General features: G+C 68.2%; 17 protein-coding genes and 1 pseudogene. 1 reads left to right on the top strand and 17 read right to left on the bottom strand.

Going from position 1 to position 15,295, the window contains the following annotated elements:
• Positions 1-42: 42 nt before the first annotated feature.
• The 3 genes from HRU76_13215 to HRU76_13205 all read right to left on the bottom strand — a co-directional run bounded on the left by HRU76_13215 (position 43) and on the right by HRU76_13205 (position 5,476).
• On the bottom strand, positions 43-1,194 hold the full coding sequence (locus tag HRU76_13215) for a hypothetical protein (protein QOJ18490.1): 1,152 nt from the start codon (positions 1,192-1,194) through the stop codon (positions 43-45).
• Positions 1,195-1,232: 38 nt separating this feature from the next.
• Entirely contained in the window at positions 1,233-4,823 is a 3,591-nt protein-coding gene (locus HRU76_13210) for a DUF3883 domain-containing protein (protein QOJ18489.1), read from the bottom strand.
• A 134-nt stretch (positions 4,824-4,957) separates the two neighbouring features.
• Positions 4,958-5,476 (bottom strand): hypothetical protein, encoded by a 519-nt coding sequence (locus tag HRU76_13205; GenBank protein QOJ18488.1) that lies wholly within the window; start codon positions 5,474-5,476, stop codon positions 4,958-4,960.
• A gap of 187 nt (positions 5,477-5,663) precedes the next feature.
• On the opposite strand from HRU76_13205, the pseudogene HRU76_13200 reads away from it, so the two are divergent.
• A pseudogene (locus HRU76_13200) lies at positions 5,664-5,765 on the top strand (DUF2497 domain-containing protein).
• 334 nt (positions 5,766-6,099) lie between these two features.
• On the opposite strand, the gene HRU76_13195 reads toward HRU76_13200, so the two are convergent.
• From HRU76_13195 to HRU76_13130, 14 genes are all read right to left on the bottom strand, one after another.
• Complete coding sequence (locus HRU76_13195; protein QOJ18487.1) at positions 6,100-7,005, bottom strand: hypothetical protein; 906 nt, start codon at positions 7,003-7,005, stop codon at positions 6,100-6,102.
• Between the two features lie 9 nt (positions 7,006-7,014).
• Positions 7,015-7,587, bottom strand: coding sequence for a class I SAM-dependent methyltransferase (locus HRU76_13190; GenBank protein ID QOJ18486.1), 573 nt, complete (start codon positions 7,585-7,587; stop codon positions 7,015-7,017).
• Positions 7,580-8,614, bottom strand: a complete 1,035-nt coding sequence (locus HRU76_13185; protein ID QOJ18485.1) for a hypothetical protein — start codon at positions 8,612-8,614, stop codon at positions 7,580-7,582. The genes HRU76_13190 and HRU76_13185 overlap by 8 nt, the downstream gene beginning before the upstream one ends.
• Positions 8,615-8,629: 15 nt before the next feature.
• Complete coding sequence (locus HRU76_13180; protein QOJ18484.1) at positions 8,630-9,457, bottom strand: hypothetical protein; 828 nt, start codon at positions 9,455-9,457, stop codon at positions 8,630-8,632.
• A 12-nt stretch (positions 9,458-9,469) separates the two neighbouring features.
• Complete coding sequence (locus HRU76_13175; GenBank protein QOJ18483.1) at positions 9,470-11,464, bottom strand: phage tail tape measure protein; 1,995 nt, start codon at positions 11,462-11,464, stop codon at positions 9,470-9,472.
• A gap of 3 nt (positions 11,465-11,467) precedes the next feature.
• Positions 11,468-11,899, bottom strand: coding sequence for a hypothetical protein (locus HRU76_13170; protein QOJ18482.1), 432 nt, complete (start codon positions 11,897-11,899; stop codon positions 11,468-11,470).
• Positions 11,900-11,928: 29 nt separating this feature from the next.
• A complete protein-coding gene (locus HRU76_13165) occupies positions 11,929-12,174 on the bottom strand; it encodes a hypothetical protein (GenBank protein QOJ18481.1) in 246 nt (81 codons plus the stop codon).
• A 49-nt stretch (positions 12,175-12,223) separates the two neighbouring features.
• A complete protein-coding gene (locus tag HRU76_13160; GenBank protein QOJ18480.1) occupies positions 12,224-12,673 on the bottom strand; it encodes a hypothetical protein in 450 nt (149 codons plus the stop codon).
• 256 nt (positions 12,674-12,929) lie between these two features.
• Positions 12,930-13,451 (bottom strand): hypothetical protein, encoded by a 522-nt coding sequence (locus HRU76_13155; GenBank protein ID QOJ18479.1) that lies wholly within the window; start codon positions 13,449-13,451, stop codon positions 12,930-12,932.
• 29 nt (positions 13,452-13,480) lie between these two features.
• On the bottom strand, positions 13,481-13,909 hold the full coding sequence (locus HRU76_13150) for a hypothetical protein (protein QOJ18478.1): 429 nt from the start codon (positions 13,907-13,909) through the stop codon (positions 13,481-13,483).
• Positions 13,910-13,948: 39 nt separating this feature from the next.
• Positions 13,949-14,203: a hypothetical protein gene (locus HRU76_13145; GenBank protein ID QOJ18477.1), complete on the bottom strand. Its 255-nt coding sequence runs from the start codon at positions 14,201-14,203 to the stop codon at positions 13,949-13,951.
• Positions 14,204-14,206: 3 nt separating this feature from the next.
• Positions 14,207-14,644 carry a hypothetical protein gene (locus tag HRU76_13140; GenBank protein ID QOJ18476.1) on the bottom strand — a complete coding sequence of 146 codons (438 nt, stop codon included), beginning with the start codon at positions 14,642-14,644 and terminating at the stop codon, positions 14,207-14,209.
• A complete protein-coding gene (locus HRU76_13135) occupies positions 14,641-14,904 on the bottom strand; it encodes a hypothetical protein (GenBank protein ID QOJ18475.1) in 264 nt (87 codons plus the stop codon). Before HRU76_13135 ends, HRU76_13140 begins: the two co-directional genes overlap by 4 nt.
• Positions 14,904-15,284, bottom strand: a complete 381-nt coding sequence (locus HRU76_13130; protein QOJ18474.1) for a hypothetical protein — start codon at positions 15,282-15,284, stop codon at positions 14,904-14,906. Before HRU76_13130 ends, HRU76_13135 begins: the two co-directional genes overlap by 1 nt.
• Positions 15,285-15,295 lie beyond the last annotated feature (11 nt).

Below are 15,295 nucleotides of genomic sequence, written 5' to 3'. Positions count from 1 at the left end.
CAACGAGCATGGTGTTCTCCACGGGCAACTCTGGGAGCCGGTCTACCCCTTGGCAGGTCGGGACTTCCGGCCCGGCTTCGCCCGCGCCTTCTTCCCGGCCGGTTGAGCACCCGCAGGCGATGACGACGACGGTCCCGACGGGCTCGCCGCCGCGGGTGCCGGTGAATGACTCCAAGCTTGCGACAAAATCTCCTCCTGGATCATCACCTGTCCCGGCGGGCTCGGAAGCATCTGGTACCGCCGGCGAGTGACGTGCTTGCTTGAGAGCGGCGAACTCTCCACGATCGCGTGGATCAGGTCGAAGGTCTTGACCTTCTGCGGTGCAGGCTGACCCTGCGCGGGGGGCTGCGGGTCAGGCATCGCAGACAGTTCTGCGTGCGGATTGAACACCGAGAGGTTCTCGAACTCGACCTCGTAGTCGAGGTATAGGTCCCACATCGCCGTCTCGAGTTCCGGCGGCAGGTCGCTATTGACCTTGAGCTTGAGGTCTTCCTTCGCCTCTCGCCGGTTGATCGGGTGCCCGTGAAAGTACAACTTCGATGCCATGTTCTCCACGATGTCCTTGATCGTGTGATCGTCCGCGTTCCGCATGTGCGTGCGCATGATCTTCGTGGCGATCATCCGAGACTGGGCGAGAAACCGCTCGACGTTGCCCAGTGCCAGCGGGTGGACCTTGTTCGCCAGGATCTCGATCGTCTTCACCAGTTCGTCTTCGTGGGAAATCCCCACAGACTTCACGAAGTTCACGTAGGCCCGGACATCTTCCACGCTGATGCCGATCCGGCGGCCGGTGCCCGGCTCAACGGGGTTGTAGTCGTTCGACACCGTCGGATCGATGGGGCCGAGTTCGCCGAAGGGGTGCATCACGATCTCATCAGCACCGAGCGCGAGTAGCGATGCGGCGCTATAGGCGCGGTAAGGAATGAGAACCGAGAACGACTTCGAGAACTCCCGGAACACGGACACGAGCCGCCACGGGACCGTGCCGCTGCCCCCATTGCTCACCAGGAAGATGTCGAGTTGCTCGATCGGTCGCTGCTGGAACCTCAGGAGATGGTCGAACACGACGCGCACCGAATCGTCGGCCATCTGGGCCGGGGCATTGGGGCGCAGGCTCGTGAGGTAACAGATGACCGTGGAGCCTCGCAGGTCTTGGATCTTCTTGATGAGGGCGATTCGATTCTCAAATGCCATGATTGCACTCCGTTCAAGGGTCTTGCAGACCCGCAGGCTCAGTCCTCCGCCGCTTCGCTCACCGCCCTTGCACCAATGAGCACGCTCCCCTTTGCCCGTGCCAGCAGAGTAGCGAAGGGGTCTCGCACGCGCACGAGACGCGGCGCGGGCGACGCGCAGTCATAGACGACGTAGAGCCAGTAGCCGCTCCGCAGGTTCGCCGCGCGGGCCCACTCGTTGCTGGAAACCTCGACATCGCCCGTACCGGCGCGGCCCTTGACCTCGATGGCCCGGCGTTCGCCGCCCTCGTAGATCGCCAGCAGGTCGAAGCCGGGGTTGTCGGTGAGCCCCGCGGCGCGTGCCAGCGTCGGCGTGGATACGTCGACAACTCTCGCGCCGGCGGCCTCCTCGAACGCCCGCGCCAGGTCCATCGCCACCCGCTCGACTTCCGCATCGTGACGCTTGCGGTCTTCGGGGTCGGTGGAGGGAACCACGAGCGCATGGGCGAGGAAGGTCACGCTGCCCGGGGTCACCAGTTCGGGCTCGCGGCGGATCGAAGCCAGGGCGAGGCGCCGCCGATCGGCCAGCGACCGCTGCTGGTCCTTGATCTCGGCGAGGGCCTTGGCGGCCGCGGCGTTGCCGGAGCGGGCCTTCTCGGAGAGTTTGACGCGGGCCGCGGCGAGTTCGGCTTCCTGGTAGTCAAAGCCGCGCTGCATGAATCGTTCGCGCTCGGCCAGTGTGTCCAGGAGTTGCCGGCGATGCTTTGTCGCCATGTCGCGGCTCACTCGCTCGACAACGAAGGCCTCGGCCTGCTCTTTGAGTGTCGGCGCGCGGACGGCCAGCCGCTGCGCGGCTGCGCCCGGGATGCCGCGCCCACCCTTGAGCAGGAGAAGATGTTCCACGGGGCAGAGCGAAACCTCAGCGCCCTCGTACTGCTTGACACCGATGAGTCGGCACTCGATCGGCTCTTCGTTCGCGAGGTCCGGAAGTTCCGGGTCCGCCTGGCGGACGACGTTGGTGAGGGCGAGGTGGAAGAGATATGGCCGATCGGCGGTCGGATCGACAAACACTGCTCCACGGAGCGCCTCGTCGCCTCGTTGATCTCTGACCGTTGCGCGGAACCGCTCGAACACAGGCTCGCCGGGGTGAATCCAGACGGCCTGGTCGCGCTGCTCGGGGCGCACGACGGTGAGCCGTCGCTGGCGCTGGGCGGGGTAGACGTCGAGCGCATGAAAGACAGCGGACCCCGCGCCCGGCTCGGTCGGCACAAAGGCAAACTCGGCGTCCATGTCCCCATCGATCTTGAGACCGACGAGCGGCGCGGCGTTCTCGACAAACTGCCGCACGTAGCCGGGGAGCAATCGGCAGTAGGCCTCTCGCTCCAGGTCCTCGCGCAACCGGGGCAACTGGCGTTTCACGTCGCCCCCGTCGCCGTAGAGCATCCGGTCGCGCGATTCGAGCGCCGCGACCTGCTCGTCGGTCAGGCGGCCTGCCAGCTCTCTGGCGACGGCGTCCTTGTCGCCGACGACCGCCCGCTCCATGTAGTCCTTGATCGAGAGCCCCTCGAAGAGCCGCCCGATGGAGTCGAAGACCTTGTCGCTGCCGAGCGAGAGACGGATCGCTTCGAGTTTCTTGAGCAGCGTTTCGATCACCAGGCCTTCGCGGGTGCTCGGCGCGACGAGGTTGATGATGTGCACCGGGTCGTGCTTCTGGCCGTACCGATGGATGCGGCCCATGCGCTGCTCGAGGCGGGCCGGGTTCCACGGCACATCGAAGTTGATCATGATCCAGCAGAACTGGAGGTTGATGCCTTCGGCCGCGGCATCCGTGCAGATCATGAAGCGAGCTCCACCGTCTGCGTGCGGCCTGCGGAACCGTTCAACCTCGTCCTGGCGCTGGAGGTAGTCCATGCCGCCGTGGATCTGGGCGATCTGCCCCGTGTAGCCCATGCCTCCAAGCCGGTTGATCAGGTACGCCAGCGTGTCGCGGTGCTCGGTGAAGATGATGAATTTCTCGCCCGCGAACCGATCCTGCGTGAGCACCTCACGGAGTTTGTCGAACTTCGATTCCTCCCCCTTGGCGTGGACCTTCTTGGCGAGTTCGCGGAGGTTGACGACCTGCTCGCGCTCCACGACGAGGTCGGCGAGCGACGCGGCAACAACGCCCGCGAGCAGCCGCTCCTCGGACAGTTCGTGCTCTTCGCGGCCGTTCTTCGTCTCCTCTTCGTCGGCCGTGGTCGTGTCAAGAAGGTCCTTCTCTTCGGCGAGCCGCCGCTGCAAGACGACCATCTGCTCCTCGGTCAGTTTGCCCTGCTGGATCTGGCGGATCAGGTCGTCGAGTTTCTCGATGCGACGTTCAAACGAGCGGAGGAGCGCGTAGGTTGAACTGGCAAGCCGCCGCTGCAAGACGCTCATGGCCAAGCGAGCCGCCGATCGGTTCAGCACCTTCGCCCGGTTGTAGACATGCCGCATGTACTCGGTCGTCTCGTCGTAGAGGGACTGCTCGCTGACCTCGCCCTGCGACAGGTCGTACCCGAGCGTGTCCGAGATCCGCTTCGGATAGAGCGGAGCTCCGCTCAGGTGGACCATCTCCTCCTTCGTGCGCCGAATGAAGTGGGCGGCCTTGCGGTCGGTCGGATACTGCTCGAATGCCTCCGGCGTGGAGAGCACTTCGGGGAGAAGGAGTCTCCACAGGGCGTAGTAGGGATAGTCCTTTCCTTGGTGTGGAGTCGCTGTGAGGAGAAGGAGGTGTTGCACGGTCCACGGCAGCCGCCACGCATCGTCCAAGCCCGTCACGCCAGCAAGAGCCTCGGCAAGTTTGTACCGCTCCGTCTTCCGTACACGCAGGTCTGCCCCTCGATCAACGGACAGTTTGTGTGCTTCATCGAAGACCACGAGGTCGTACGGCAACACCCCCTGCTCGCGCAGGCGGGCGAACATTCTCGCCCCGGCAAGCGTGTCCACGCTCACAATCAGTCGATCACTACCCTCGCCGATGAACGGATTCTCGTCGCGGGCATCAGCCCCGGTGATGATCCGGAAGTCCATGTCGAACAGCGTCCGCAACTCGCGCTGCCAGTTCCCGATGAGGCCCGCGGGCGGGACGATGAGGATCCGCCGCAGGAGTCGCCGGGCTTTCATCTCCCGCAAGTACAGGCCCGTCATGATCGTCTTGCCCGCGCCTGCGTCGTCAGCCAGCAAGAAGCGGAGCGGCGACTGCGACAGCATGTGCTCGTACACCGCAATCCGCTGGTGTGGCAGCGGGTCGATCTGCGAGATTTCTGTGGCGAACGCGGGATTGAAGAGGTGCCCGAAACTCAGACGCTCGCCTTCCGCCAGTGCACGCACAACGTCGGATGAGCCAGTAAAGTCGAGCGAGGGGGCAGCAACGGCGGTGGTAACTGACGACTGCTCCTCAGCGTTCCCCTCGTCCATCCGGACGAGCTGCTGCCAGGAGAGCGGCGACGGGGAGGTCTGGCCGTTCTCCCACCGGTTCACGGTTGCAAAGGCCACACCGAGTCGGCTCGCGAGTTCGACCTGCGTGAGGCCCAGGCGGTCCCGCAGTCTCCTCACGCGAGTCGGGTAGTCACTCGGGATTTCCGGCGAACGCCTGCTCGTCATGGCCATCAGTATAACATGTGCGATAGCCATGTCAATCCGATCACCCGATGGTCTAAAACGAGATACCCACATCGATCGGTATTTGGACGGGAATTGCCGAGATTCAATCCCGGAAGGGACGGAATCGCGTGCGTTTGAGGCCCCGTGCTCGTATCCGTTCAACTTCAGATCGAGTAAGTCCCTCCCGGTCCGCCGCTGGACTGGCTGCTGGAGCCGCTGCCGCTGGCGGAGCCGGAGGAGGAGCTCGACGACATCGACGAGCCGCTGGACTTGCTGGCCGACGAGCCGCTGCTGCTGGCCGACGAGCCGCTGCCGGAACCGGAGCCCGAGCCGCTGGAACTCGAGCCGGAGCCAGAGGAGTGGGCCGTCGCGGGCATGTCGTTGTGGACCCAGACGCCCTCGGCCGAGAACGTGTTCGTGCCGGGGATGTGGATGGCCACGGTGCGGGTTGGCGCGTCGATCCGCTCGATGGTCTCGACGAGTTCCTCGGCGAGTCGCTCGCCGATCAGGTAGTCGCCCCTCTTGAGCAGCTCGGCCGACGTGAATCCCCACTCATCGCCGCGGCGCATCAGGAACGGGTGTTCAGGCGTGGCCTTGATCCGGCGGTTAATGACCACGAAGCCGGTGTGCTCGCCGAGTTTCACGCTGGCCACGCGCCCGACGGTCGGGATCGTGCCGCGCATACCGTGGTGAGAGAGCCACTGGTACTGGGCGCGGTAGGGGACGTCGACCTCGAGGCCGGGGACCTTGATGGTGGCGACGCTGTCGCCGGGCTTGAGGTTCTCGATCGTGGTGACGCGGCCGTCGGCCAGGCGGACGAGCGTGCCGAAGAGCAGGCAGTTCGAACCGCCACCCCCGCCTCCGCCGCCACCGCCACCTCCTCCTCCGCCGCCCCCGCCCCCCGATCCTCCTCCGCCCGAGCCTCCGCCTCCGGAGCCGCCGCTGCCCGATCCGCCGCTCCCAGACCCGCCGCTGGCGGAGCCGCCCGATGCGCCCGAACTGCCGCCGCCACCGCTGGACGCGCCGCTGCTGCCCGCACCGGAACTGCCCGATGCGCCGCTCGACGCACCGCTGCTGGCCCCGCTGCTCGCGCCGCTCGAAGCGCCGGACGAGCCGCTCGACGAGCCCGAGCCGCTGCTGGATGACCCGCTTGACGAACCCGACGAACTGCTCCCGCTGGACGAGGACGAGCCCGACGAGGAACTCTCCGAACTGCCCGACGAGCCGGAGCCCGAACCCGAGCCGCCGGGGCCGCCGGTGGAGGCCCACACGGGGATGTAGAGGAAGTACCGGCGTGGCTCGTCGCTCATCCCTGGTTCTCCTGCGTTGGGTTGGCGGGCTGATACCACCCGGCGGTGCTGATGGGTTTCGAGCACTCGGCGGCCGCGTCCGCCACGGCCCGCTCGAAGGGCACGAACTCGAACGCTTTCAGGGCGCACGACTCGGGGTCGGGCGCGCAGTTGAGCACGCGGAAGCGGTGCTGCTCGAAGTGCGGCTTCAGGGCCTCGAAGCGCTTCTGGAGGCTCTCGTACAGGATGTTGTTGTGGCGGATCGCGTCCTTGCTGCGGTGCTCGTCGAAGGCGTAGCGCCGGTCGCGGGCCATCTTGAAGTCGCAGCCGAGCAGGTAGACCGTGCGGAAGCCCAGGTAATGGAGCAGGTGCAGCGCGGCGAGCATGACGCTCCGCTTGCCCTTGATCCCCAGCGAGTCCGTGTGCTCGCCGTCCTGGCCCCAGTTGATGGTGTCGGCCTTGAGGAATCGGCTGTGGTCGAAGTGGTCGCTGCGGCGGTAGAAGAGCACGCCCGGCATCTGCCGCACCTTGAACGCGCTCGCACGGAACGAGCCATCGGGGTTCTGCACGCGCAGTCGCTTGTCGAAGTGCGAGACGGGCACGATCTTCAGGATGCCGGGGTCCTTCCAGCCCGTGTCGATGAAGCGGCCGGGGTCGTCCACGCACGTCCACAGCGTCGGACGATGCACGGCCCAGGCGTTGTTGACGGCCATCGTGACGATGCCGCGCTGGTTGAGCCGCGACAGGTCGAGTTGGGCGAGCGACGGTCCCGAGAGGATCAGGAACGCCGAGCGACTCCGATAGAAGTCGCAGAGGGAGACAGAATCGAAGTCGGCGGTGTAGAGGCGCACGCCGCTCCGCGCCGGCCTGCGCTGCTTGAGCCCCGACTGCAACGCCGCGATGTCGCCCCCGTTCTCTCTCATGAGAAGCCCTCATGCATGGTTGAACACCCCTGCGATGTACCCCCCACGAGGCGCACCCAGTCCCTGGCGCACCGTGCCGACGCGGCCGATCCGGTCGAGCCACCACTTGAGAGGCCGCACCGTCGGGTGCAGGCCCTCGCCGTTGACCTTCGTCTTGCTCTCACGCGTGCAGATCGAGAATACGAACCGACCGCCGGGCACCGCGATCCGCCGCATCTCGTCGAGGACCTCGTCCACCTCCTCGGGGAGCACGTGCTCGAGGGCGTCGAAGGACGTCACCGCGTCGGCGATGCCCGCGGAGACCGGCACGCGGTGCATGGGCGCGACGATGTCCGCCTCCGGGAAGGCGAAGTCGATGCCGAGCCCGTCGATCCCCAGCCGCCGCAGGTGCTGGATGAAGAGGTTCCGGCCACAGCCGAAATCCACGACGAACCGGGGCTTGAATCCCTGGACGAGCCGGTACGCGAGCCGCCCGTGATTGGTCGAGCCGTAGCCGGTGGGCATGAGCGCGACGTACTTCCTCCGCTCGTGCTCTCGGCGGGCTTCCAGGTCAACCGGGATAACCTCGTGGGGGTCAGACATAGAGCCACACCGGGACATCGAACTCGACCAGCTCCATTCCGTTGAGGGCCTGGAACGCCCAGACCGTCTTGCCGCGCGTGTCGCGCTCGGCGAACATCTCGACCGCGACGCCCTTGAGGATGGGGCGCAGCATCGGCACCGCGGCCTTGCGCGGGCAGTAGCCCGCGGGGTCCTGCGGGTCGAGTTGCCCGGGCACGAAGAGGGAGCGCACGCCACCGAAGCCGTCGGTGCCTTCGGGTTCTTCCTCGGGCACCTCGCTGTGGTGGCTCTCGAACCTGTTGACCGCCCAGCGCGCCGGGTCCTCCTCGCCGCCGGGGCCCTTGGAGGACAGCCCTTCCTCCAGCGCGATGTACCGACCGAAGGTGTCGCTGCCGGGGTCGCCGTCGATGGCGGCCTCGGTCCACGGGTAGCGCCAGCGGAAGCGCTCGCCCTCGATCTCGCGGGCCTCGCCGAGAATGGCGACGATCCGGCCCCCACGAGGCCGTCCCACCTCGACCAGCGCCCATTTCTCGCCGACGCCTTCCTCCTTCCAGAGGATGACGGTGCCGCCCGAGCCCGCGGAGGTGAGTACCGTCTCGTCGGGGGCGACCTCGGCGAAGGCGTGCTCCTCGTCCTCGATGAGCACCCGCGCGGGCGTGACGCCGTGGACGACGCACAGGCCGACCTGGCCCTGCGGGATCGGCTCGCGGGCGATGGCGAAGGAGCCCGGGCGCGTCGCGTCGGTGGGCGTGATGCCCTTGAAGGCCAGGCGGTTCTGGAAGGACTTCTCCGGGCCGTCCTCGCCGGGAAGAAAGAGCGGCCTGTCGATGGCCAGGGCGTGGTAGCGCTCCAGGTCCGCGCCGCTGTCGTTGCGCACGGCCACGACGCCCCCGCCGATGAAGGAGCGCCCGCCGTCCCACAGTTCACCGGCGCGGCGGTCCTGCTGGCGACGCCTCGACTCCAGCGCCGCATCGACGAAGGCGTTGTACGCCCGCGCGGGGATGCGGAGCGGATCGCCGGGCCGGACTTTGCGGAGGTCGTCACCCATGTCTTCTCGTGGGGGTCATCCCAACTGCAATGCCGCGAAACTCCCGCTCTCGTACACGCGCTCGACGTAGGCCGCGATGGGGCGCTTCACCAGCGCCTTGGCGGCGGTGTCCTCCTGGTCGCTGTACCGCACCCACAGGTACTCCCACCCCTTCTTGTTGATGCCGTTGATCGGGCCGATCGACAGCCCCGTCACGTTGGGGCTGGCGGCGAAGCGGTACGTGATCTCCCAGTCGGCCTCGGTGCCGCTGCCGCGCTTCGAGCCGCTCGCGCCCATAAAGAGCACCTCGCCGGGGGCAAAGCCGCGGAAGGAGTCGCCGTTGACCTTGCCGGTGAGGTTGAAGAGGACGCCCTTGTACGCGCCCGTGATCTGGACGTCGGGCTTGTAGTGCGTCTCGGCGAAGTGGTAGACGGGGACGGTGATGTCGATCCCCTCGACGCCGTCAGCGCTGACGCCGATGGCCCCCTGGAAGTCGGGCGCGACCATGCCCGGCGCGGGGATGCGCTGCACGGTGGCCAGCGACTGGGTGATGTGCTGCGTGCCCCCGCCGGTGTCGAACTGGAATGACGACTCGCCGGTGGGCAGGCCGCCCCCGCCGCCGCCCCCCGCGAGGGCGTACCGGACCACGCCGTCCCACAGGCCCGGGCCCAGCGGCTCGATCTGCACGCTCTGGCGGGGCAGCGTGGCGTAGTTGGTCGGGGCCTCGGCCTCGAGGGCGTCGCGCGCGGCGATGTCGTTGTCCGTGCCGAGCACGATGTACGCCAGCTCCGCCGAGGAGTTGGCGCCGTTGGCGGCCTTCACCAGGCGGCGGGACTCGAACTTTTCTCGCACCTCGATCGGCATCCGCTACTCCGTTCAACCGAAAGACAATCCGCCCGTCCCCGCCGCATCGGCCAGTCGCTTGGTGTGCCGGGCCGTCTGCTCCGTCGCCCGGGCCGTGCGCTCGGCGGCGTCGCTGCCCGCGGCGAGTCCCTGCGCGGCCTTGGCGTTGAATGTGCCGCGCACGCTGATCCCCTTGGCGAGCAGGTCGCCCAGGCCGGCTACGCGGTCCTCGAACTCGGCCATGAGGTCGCGGGGAGACCTGGAAGGACCACGCTCCGCGTCCGCCGCCTCGCGCTTGCGCCGGGCCTCCTCGATCGCGGCGGCCAGGCGCTCCTTGGCGGCGTCCAGGGCGGCACGCGACTCGGCAAGGCCCGCCTCCGTGTCCTTGCGGAGCGCGTCCTGCGCGTTCTCGAAGTCCTGGCCGATCGCCGCGAGCGTGGCCTCGTGGATGGCGGCCGCCTGCTCGCGCTCGGCGGCGCGGCGGCGCTCGCGCGCGGCCACGTCGCGCTGGGCGGCGTCCTCGAGTTCCACGAGCCGGGACTCGAGTTGCTGGTCCACCGCCTTCTTCGCGGCGTCCACGTCCAGCCCGGAGTCGAACAGCCCCTGGATCTCCAGCATCCGCTTGGCGACCCACGACGAGGCCTGCTCCCAGACCCTCTGGAAGCCGGTGGCGAAGTTGGTCCACGTCTTGGAGAGGAACGCGGTCGTCTCGATCCACGCGACCTCGATGGCGTGGAAGCCGATCTCGGCGGCGGCCAGCGCCCCGTACCACATGGACTGGGCCGTGCCGACGAAGAACTGCTTGGCCTGGAGCCAGACCTTGTTGAGTGCCGCGATGCCCTGCTGCCAGGCGACCTTCAGGCTCAGCCACAGGATCTCGGCGGCGAGCGCGATGTCGCCGGCGGCCAGGGCATCGGAGATGCCGCCGATGACCTTGGTGGCCCAGTCGCGCAGGCGTGTGAACTGCTCCCCGAGCCACTCGAGTGCCGCCCCGCCCGCGCCGCTGGTGACCACGAGCGCAGCGCCCAGCCCAACCACGGCGGCGACGATCAGGCCGATAGGGCTGAGCAGCGCGCCCAGCACCGCTCCGACCAGCCCGAACGCCGCGCCGATGCCCGAGACGACGGTCGCCAGCACGCCCATCGCCGCGCCGATGCCGGTGATGGCCACGCCCAAGCCGATGAGGGCGGCCCCGACCACCACGACCCCCGCCGCGACCTTGAGGGCCCAGACGACGACTTCCCTGTTCCGCTTGATCCAGTCGGTGGCGGCGACGATGACGCGGGTGATCCGCTGCGACAGTTCCTTGATCGTGGGCGCGAGCGTCCCGCCGATGGCGAAGACGCCCTGCTTGACCACGCGCCAGAGGATGTTCAGCGTGTCGTTGAGTTCCGCGGCGTCCCTGGCCGTCTGCGTGCTCACCGTCAGGCCGAGGCTGCGGGCCTGGGCCTGCAACTCTTCGATCCCCGCCGCGCCGGAGGAGAGCAGGGGGAGCAACTTCGTCCCAGCCCGCCCGAAGATCTCCATCGCCAGAGCGGTGCGCAACGCGGGGTCGGTGACCTGCGACAATCGATCGGCCAGGCGCTTGAACTGCTGGTCCGGCGAGAGGCCCGCGAGGTCGGCCACGGACAGGCCGAGTAGCGAGAGCGCCTGTTGTGCGGTCGCCGAGCCCTTCGCCGCGTCCACGAGCGACCGCTGCATGAACTTCAGGCCGTTCTCCAGCGTCTCCATGTCCGCCCCAGCCTGCTCGGCGGCGAAGCCCAGTTCGCTGAGGGTCTCGACGCTGACGCCGGTGCGCAGGATCATCTTGTCGAGGGCGTCGCCCATGCCGGAGAAGACCTTCACACTCCCGAGCAGGGCCGTGACCGCCGCCGCGCTGAGGCCCGCCAGGCGTGTGCCGGCGCTGCGCAGCCCCTGGCCGAAGGCCTCCAGGCGCTTCTGGGCGCGGCGGAGCCCGGCGCTGAGCTTGTCGCTCACACCGAGTTCGACAAACGCCCGTCCGGCCCGGATGCCCCGCGTGTCCGCCACCGATCAGCCTCCCTTCCGGATGGAGTTGCGCCACAGCAGCGGCAACTTCGGCCGCTCCTTCTCCAGCGCCGGGACCATGAACGGCCGCGCGGCGATCTTCACCTTCCGCGACACGAGCCGCCCCCGGCGGCGTTGATGAACGACTGTCTCGCCGCCGTGCTCGAGCGCCTTGGGCGCGGTGCTCTTGGCGAACCCCACGGGACCGACCACGACCGAATCACTCGACTTGTCGTACCCGAAGAGGATCAGCCGCCGCAGGCTTCCCTCGTGCGAGTGCGGCGGCTTGCCCGGCGGGGCGGTCCCCTTGCGTTTGCGGATGCTCGTGCGGGCCGCCGTGCGGATGAAGGCCCCGGCCTGGCTGAGCACCTTTCGCTTGTCCGAGTCCATCGCCCGTATCACGACGTGCCGGTCGAAGAACACGTCCTTGATCCGCATGGTGATCACGCCGCCCCCCACGAGTCGCCTCACAGCAGCCGCTGGATCAGGGCCAGGAGCGTGCGCCGCTTCGCCGGCGGGATGTCCTCGCGGTTCTTCTGCGCCCGGTGCGCGGCCCGGCGCAGTTCCGTGGGCGTGAAGAGCAGGTCGAGATCCGCGCGCCGCCCGCCACACACCACCTCGCCCCGCGTGGCGAAGTAGTCGGGGCTGGCGGCGGGGTGCTGGTACGGCGGCTTGTTGGGGACGCGGATGAACTTGCCGGGGACGATCTGCATGGGAGCCTCCTTGCTCGCTGGAGCGGGGGGAACCGGGACCGGGAACCGATCAGGCCTCGCCCGTCAGGCCGCGGCCTTTCTCCAGGCCTTTGTTGAACGACGCCTCCTTCTCCTTGCGGAGACGGCCCGATCCGATGAACAGACCGACGATGCCGGTGAGCGCGGGCAGGGCCGGCCCGAGCACGGGCAGGCCCGCGACGGTCGGGCCCACGGTGTCGAGGGCCGAGAGCGTCAGTTGCCCGAGCAGCCCGCGGACCTCGCCGGCCCGTTCGATGTTGCCCTTCCACTGCGCGCCGGTGGCCTGCGTCTGGTTGAACCAGTTCTGGTACTCGGCCTCTGCCTCGTTCAGTGAGAGCGTCGCGCGCAGGCCGGTGGTCTGCTGGATGGCGTTGGGCGTCTTGACCTTGACGAGGTCGCCCAAGTCGATCCCGGCGCACGACGCGAGCACGAGCGTGAGGAGCGCCAGGCCGGCGAGGTAGACATAGTGGCGGGTGGTCATCTGTGATCCTCCTTGGTCGGTGCGGGGGTGATTGCGGGGAGCCTGCCGTCGATGAACACGTCCTTGAGGACCGAGACGGGCACCGTGACTGGGCGTTGGCGTGCGTGGGCGGCGAACGGGTCGAAGTCGCTGGGCTTGAACGATCGCGTGCGCCTGGGATCGCGGTGCAGGTTTGCGATGACCGAGAGGCACGAGGAAGCGATGGACCAGTCGTGTCGCTGCCGCCCTTCGAGCATCTCCATCAACTCGCGGAGCGTCAGTGGGCCGGGATCGACGCCGACGGCTCCGGCGCAGTACCAGACGTGCCGCCAGGCGTCGGCGGCTGTGGGTCCTCGCCCAGCGCGCTCTCCGCCAGGCGATCCAGTTCCCCGCTCTGGATCAGGTGATCGATCCGCCGCGTCGCCAGGTCGCGCGCCTTGTCCATCACCTCCCGCGTGGCCTGGAGCACCCGCCCGAGGTTGGCCCGGTCCCTCGGGCTCGGGCAGAAAGACACGAGCTCCTCCAGCACCGCCGCGGTGGCGTGCTCGATGGCGTCGCCCGCCATCGCCCGGCCGAAGTCCTCGTCGCTGACGCCGCGCGTGTCGGCCTCGGGCTTGCAGAGGGCGTAGACCACATCGCACAGCAGCACCGGGTCGCGGACGAGCCGCTCCAGCAGCCCGCCCGTGCCCTCGATGGGCTGCATGAGGTCCACGCGCACGAGGCCGCGCACCCGTTTGAGGGCCGCGACGTTGATCTCGACCTGCCACTGCCTGCCCGCGTTGTCGGTAAATGCCCGCATCCGTGCCTCCTGACTGATTGCCGTGTGAGTTAGCCGCCGATCCATGAGGGCGCCGTGGCCGAGTACGTCACCTTGGCGGTGACCGAGACGGTGATGGCCTCCTCGAGTGCCTCGCTGCGCGAGAAGTTGGTGATCGAGAAGTCCGCCTGAAGGCCCTGGCCGCTGGTCCCGTCGAGGACCTGAAGGCCGATGACGGCGTTGTTGAAGAAGGCGTTCTTGATGGCGGTGAACCCCGCATCGCCAGTGTCCCACACCATCTCGAACTCGACGCTGGCTTCCTTGAGCGTGCCGACGGTGGCCCGCCAGCCCGCGTTGGCGCGGGTGGTCACGTCGGCCTCGCCGGTTTCAAGGTTGAGCGTCACGTCCTTGACGTTGCCAAGGGCCGTCCACGCGCCGCCGCCGGCCTGCCCGCCGACCTTGTACTTGAGGACCGCCTCCATGCCCAGTTTGATCGCCATTGCCGGTCTCCTTGCCTCTCGTGGGGGTGAGGTGGGGGCTCAGCCGCCGTGCCCGACCACGTACGCGCACTCGCCCGCCTTGCTCTTGATCTGGATCTGCGACAGGTCCACGCGCTCCAGGCGATACTGCGCGCCCGGCGGGATCAGCAGTTCCTTGCCGTCGGTCCCCTTGAGCGTGGCGTCCTGCGTGTTGGTGTGCGCGAACGTCAGCGTGCACGTCGCCACCAGCGGCGTCGCCGAGAGCGATACGTAGGTGCTGTCCAGGTCGATCTTCAGCGCGATGAAGTTCCTCATTGGCTACCCCCGCACCCGGTAGGTGACGCTCAGGACGCTGGTGAACACCAGGTGCTGCTCCAGCGACTCGCTCGCCACCACCGGCTCGTGGGCGATGCCAGCCCACGCGGCCTCGGGTGCGCCGGGGAGCCTCGCCAGCCGCAGGCGGTCGGCGATCTCTTCGACGAGGTCGAGCAGAGCGTCGATCTCGGCCTGCTCGCCCTCGTGGGGGGCCGGCAGCTTCTGCTGCACGCCCACGTCGATGATGCACTCGAAGGTGCTGCTGTCACGGCTGGCGGCGGAGATGCCGACCGTCCGCGGCACGACCGACACGCGCAGGTCCTTGAGGTCCTCCAGCGTGAAGGCGGGCTGGTACATCCGCTTGGCGCTCACCGGGCGCGAGTACGTCCCGGCGTTGATGTGCGCGGCGACGGCGTCGGCAATGGCTGCGATAGTGCTCACTGCCCCGGCCTCCCATTCAGCCGCCCTTCGAGGTACGACACCCGCCGCTCGATCGCCTGGTACTCGGTGCGCAGGGCCCGGGCCTCGACGATCAGTTCGTCCAGGCGCTTCTCGACCTGCTGGAGCTTGGCGGTGACGACGCCCCACTGGACCGTCATCGCGCCCGCCGCAAACAGGATCATGACGACGATCCCCGCCCACTGCACGCGCAGCGACGCCTTGCCGCCGTTGGTGCCGTTCTGTGCGTTTGCTCCCGTCATCACGCCTCCGTGCCCACGAACTTCGTGTGAACCCGCATCACTCGCCGGTACGGGTCGCTGAATCGCCAGGGCGGCTGCCCGCCGGGGGCGTTGACCTCGTACACGAACACGCTCGTACCAACCGTCTCTCGCACCTGGTCGCCCGCCCGCGGGAGGATCGGACCAGCGCCCAGATCCAGATCCGCCGTCCGCACGAGGAAGTCCCGCGACTCGACGCGGTGGATCAGGCCCGCCTCGTCCGCCTGCTCGAACTCCGTGCGGCCGATGGTGGCCTGGACTTCCTTCTCGTCTGCCCCGCGCCTGTAGACCACGGTGCGGCTCATGTGCCGATGCCGCTGGTCGTCGAGGAACGCTGCGCCCTGTTCGAGCAGGTCACCCATGCCGAGCCTCC

The sequence above is a fragment of the Phycisphaeraceae bacterium genome (assembly GCA_015709595.1).
GTDB lineage: Bacteria > Planctomycetota > Phycisphaerae > Phycisphaerales > SM1A02 > CAADGA01.
This window is presented reverse-complemented; position numbering and strand designations above follow the sequence as displayed.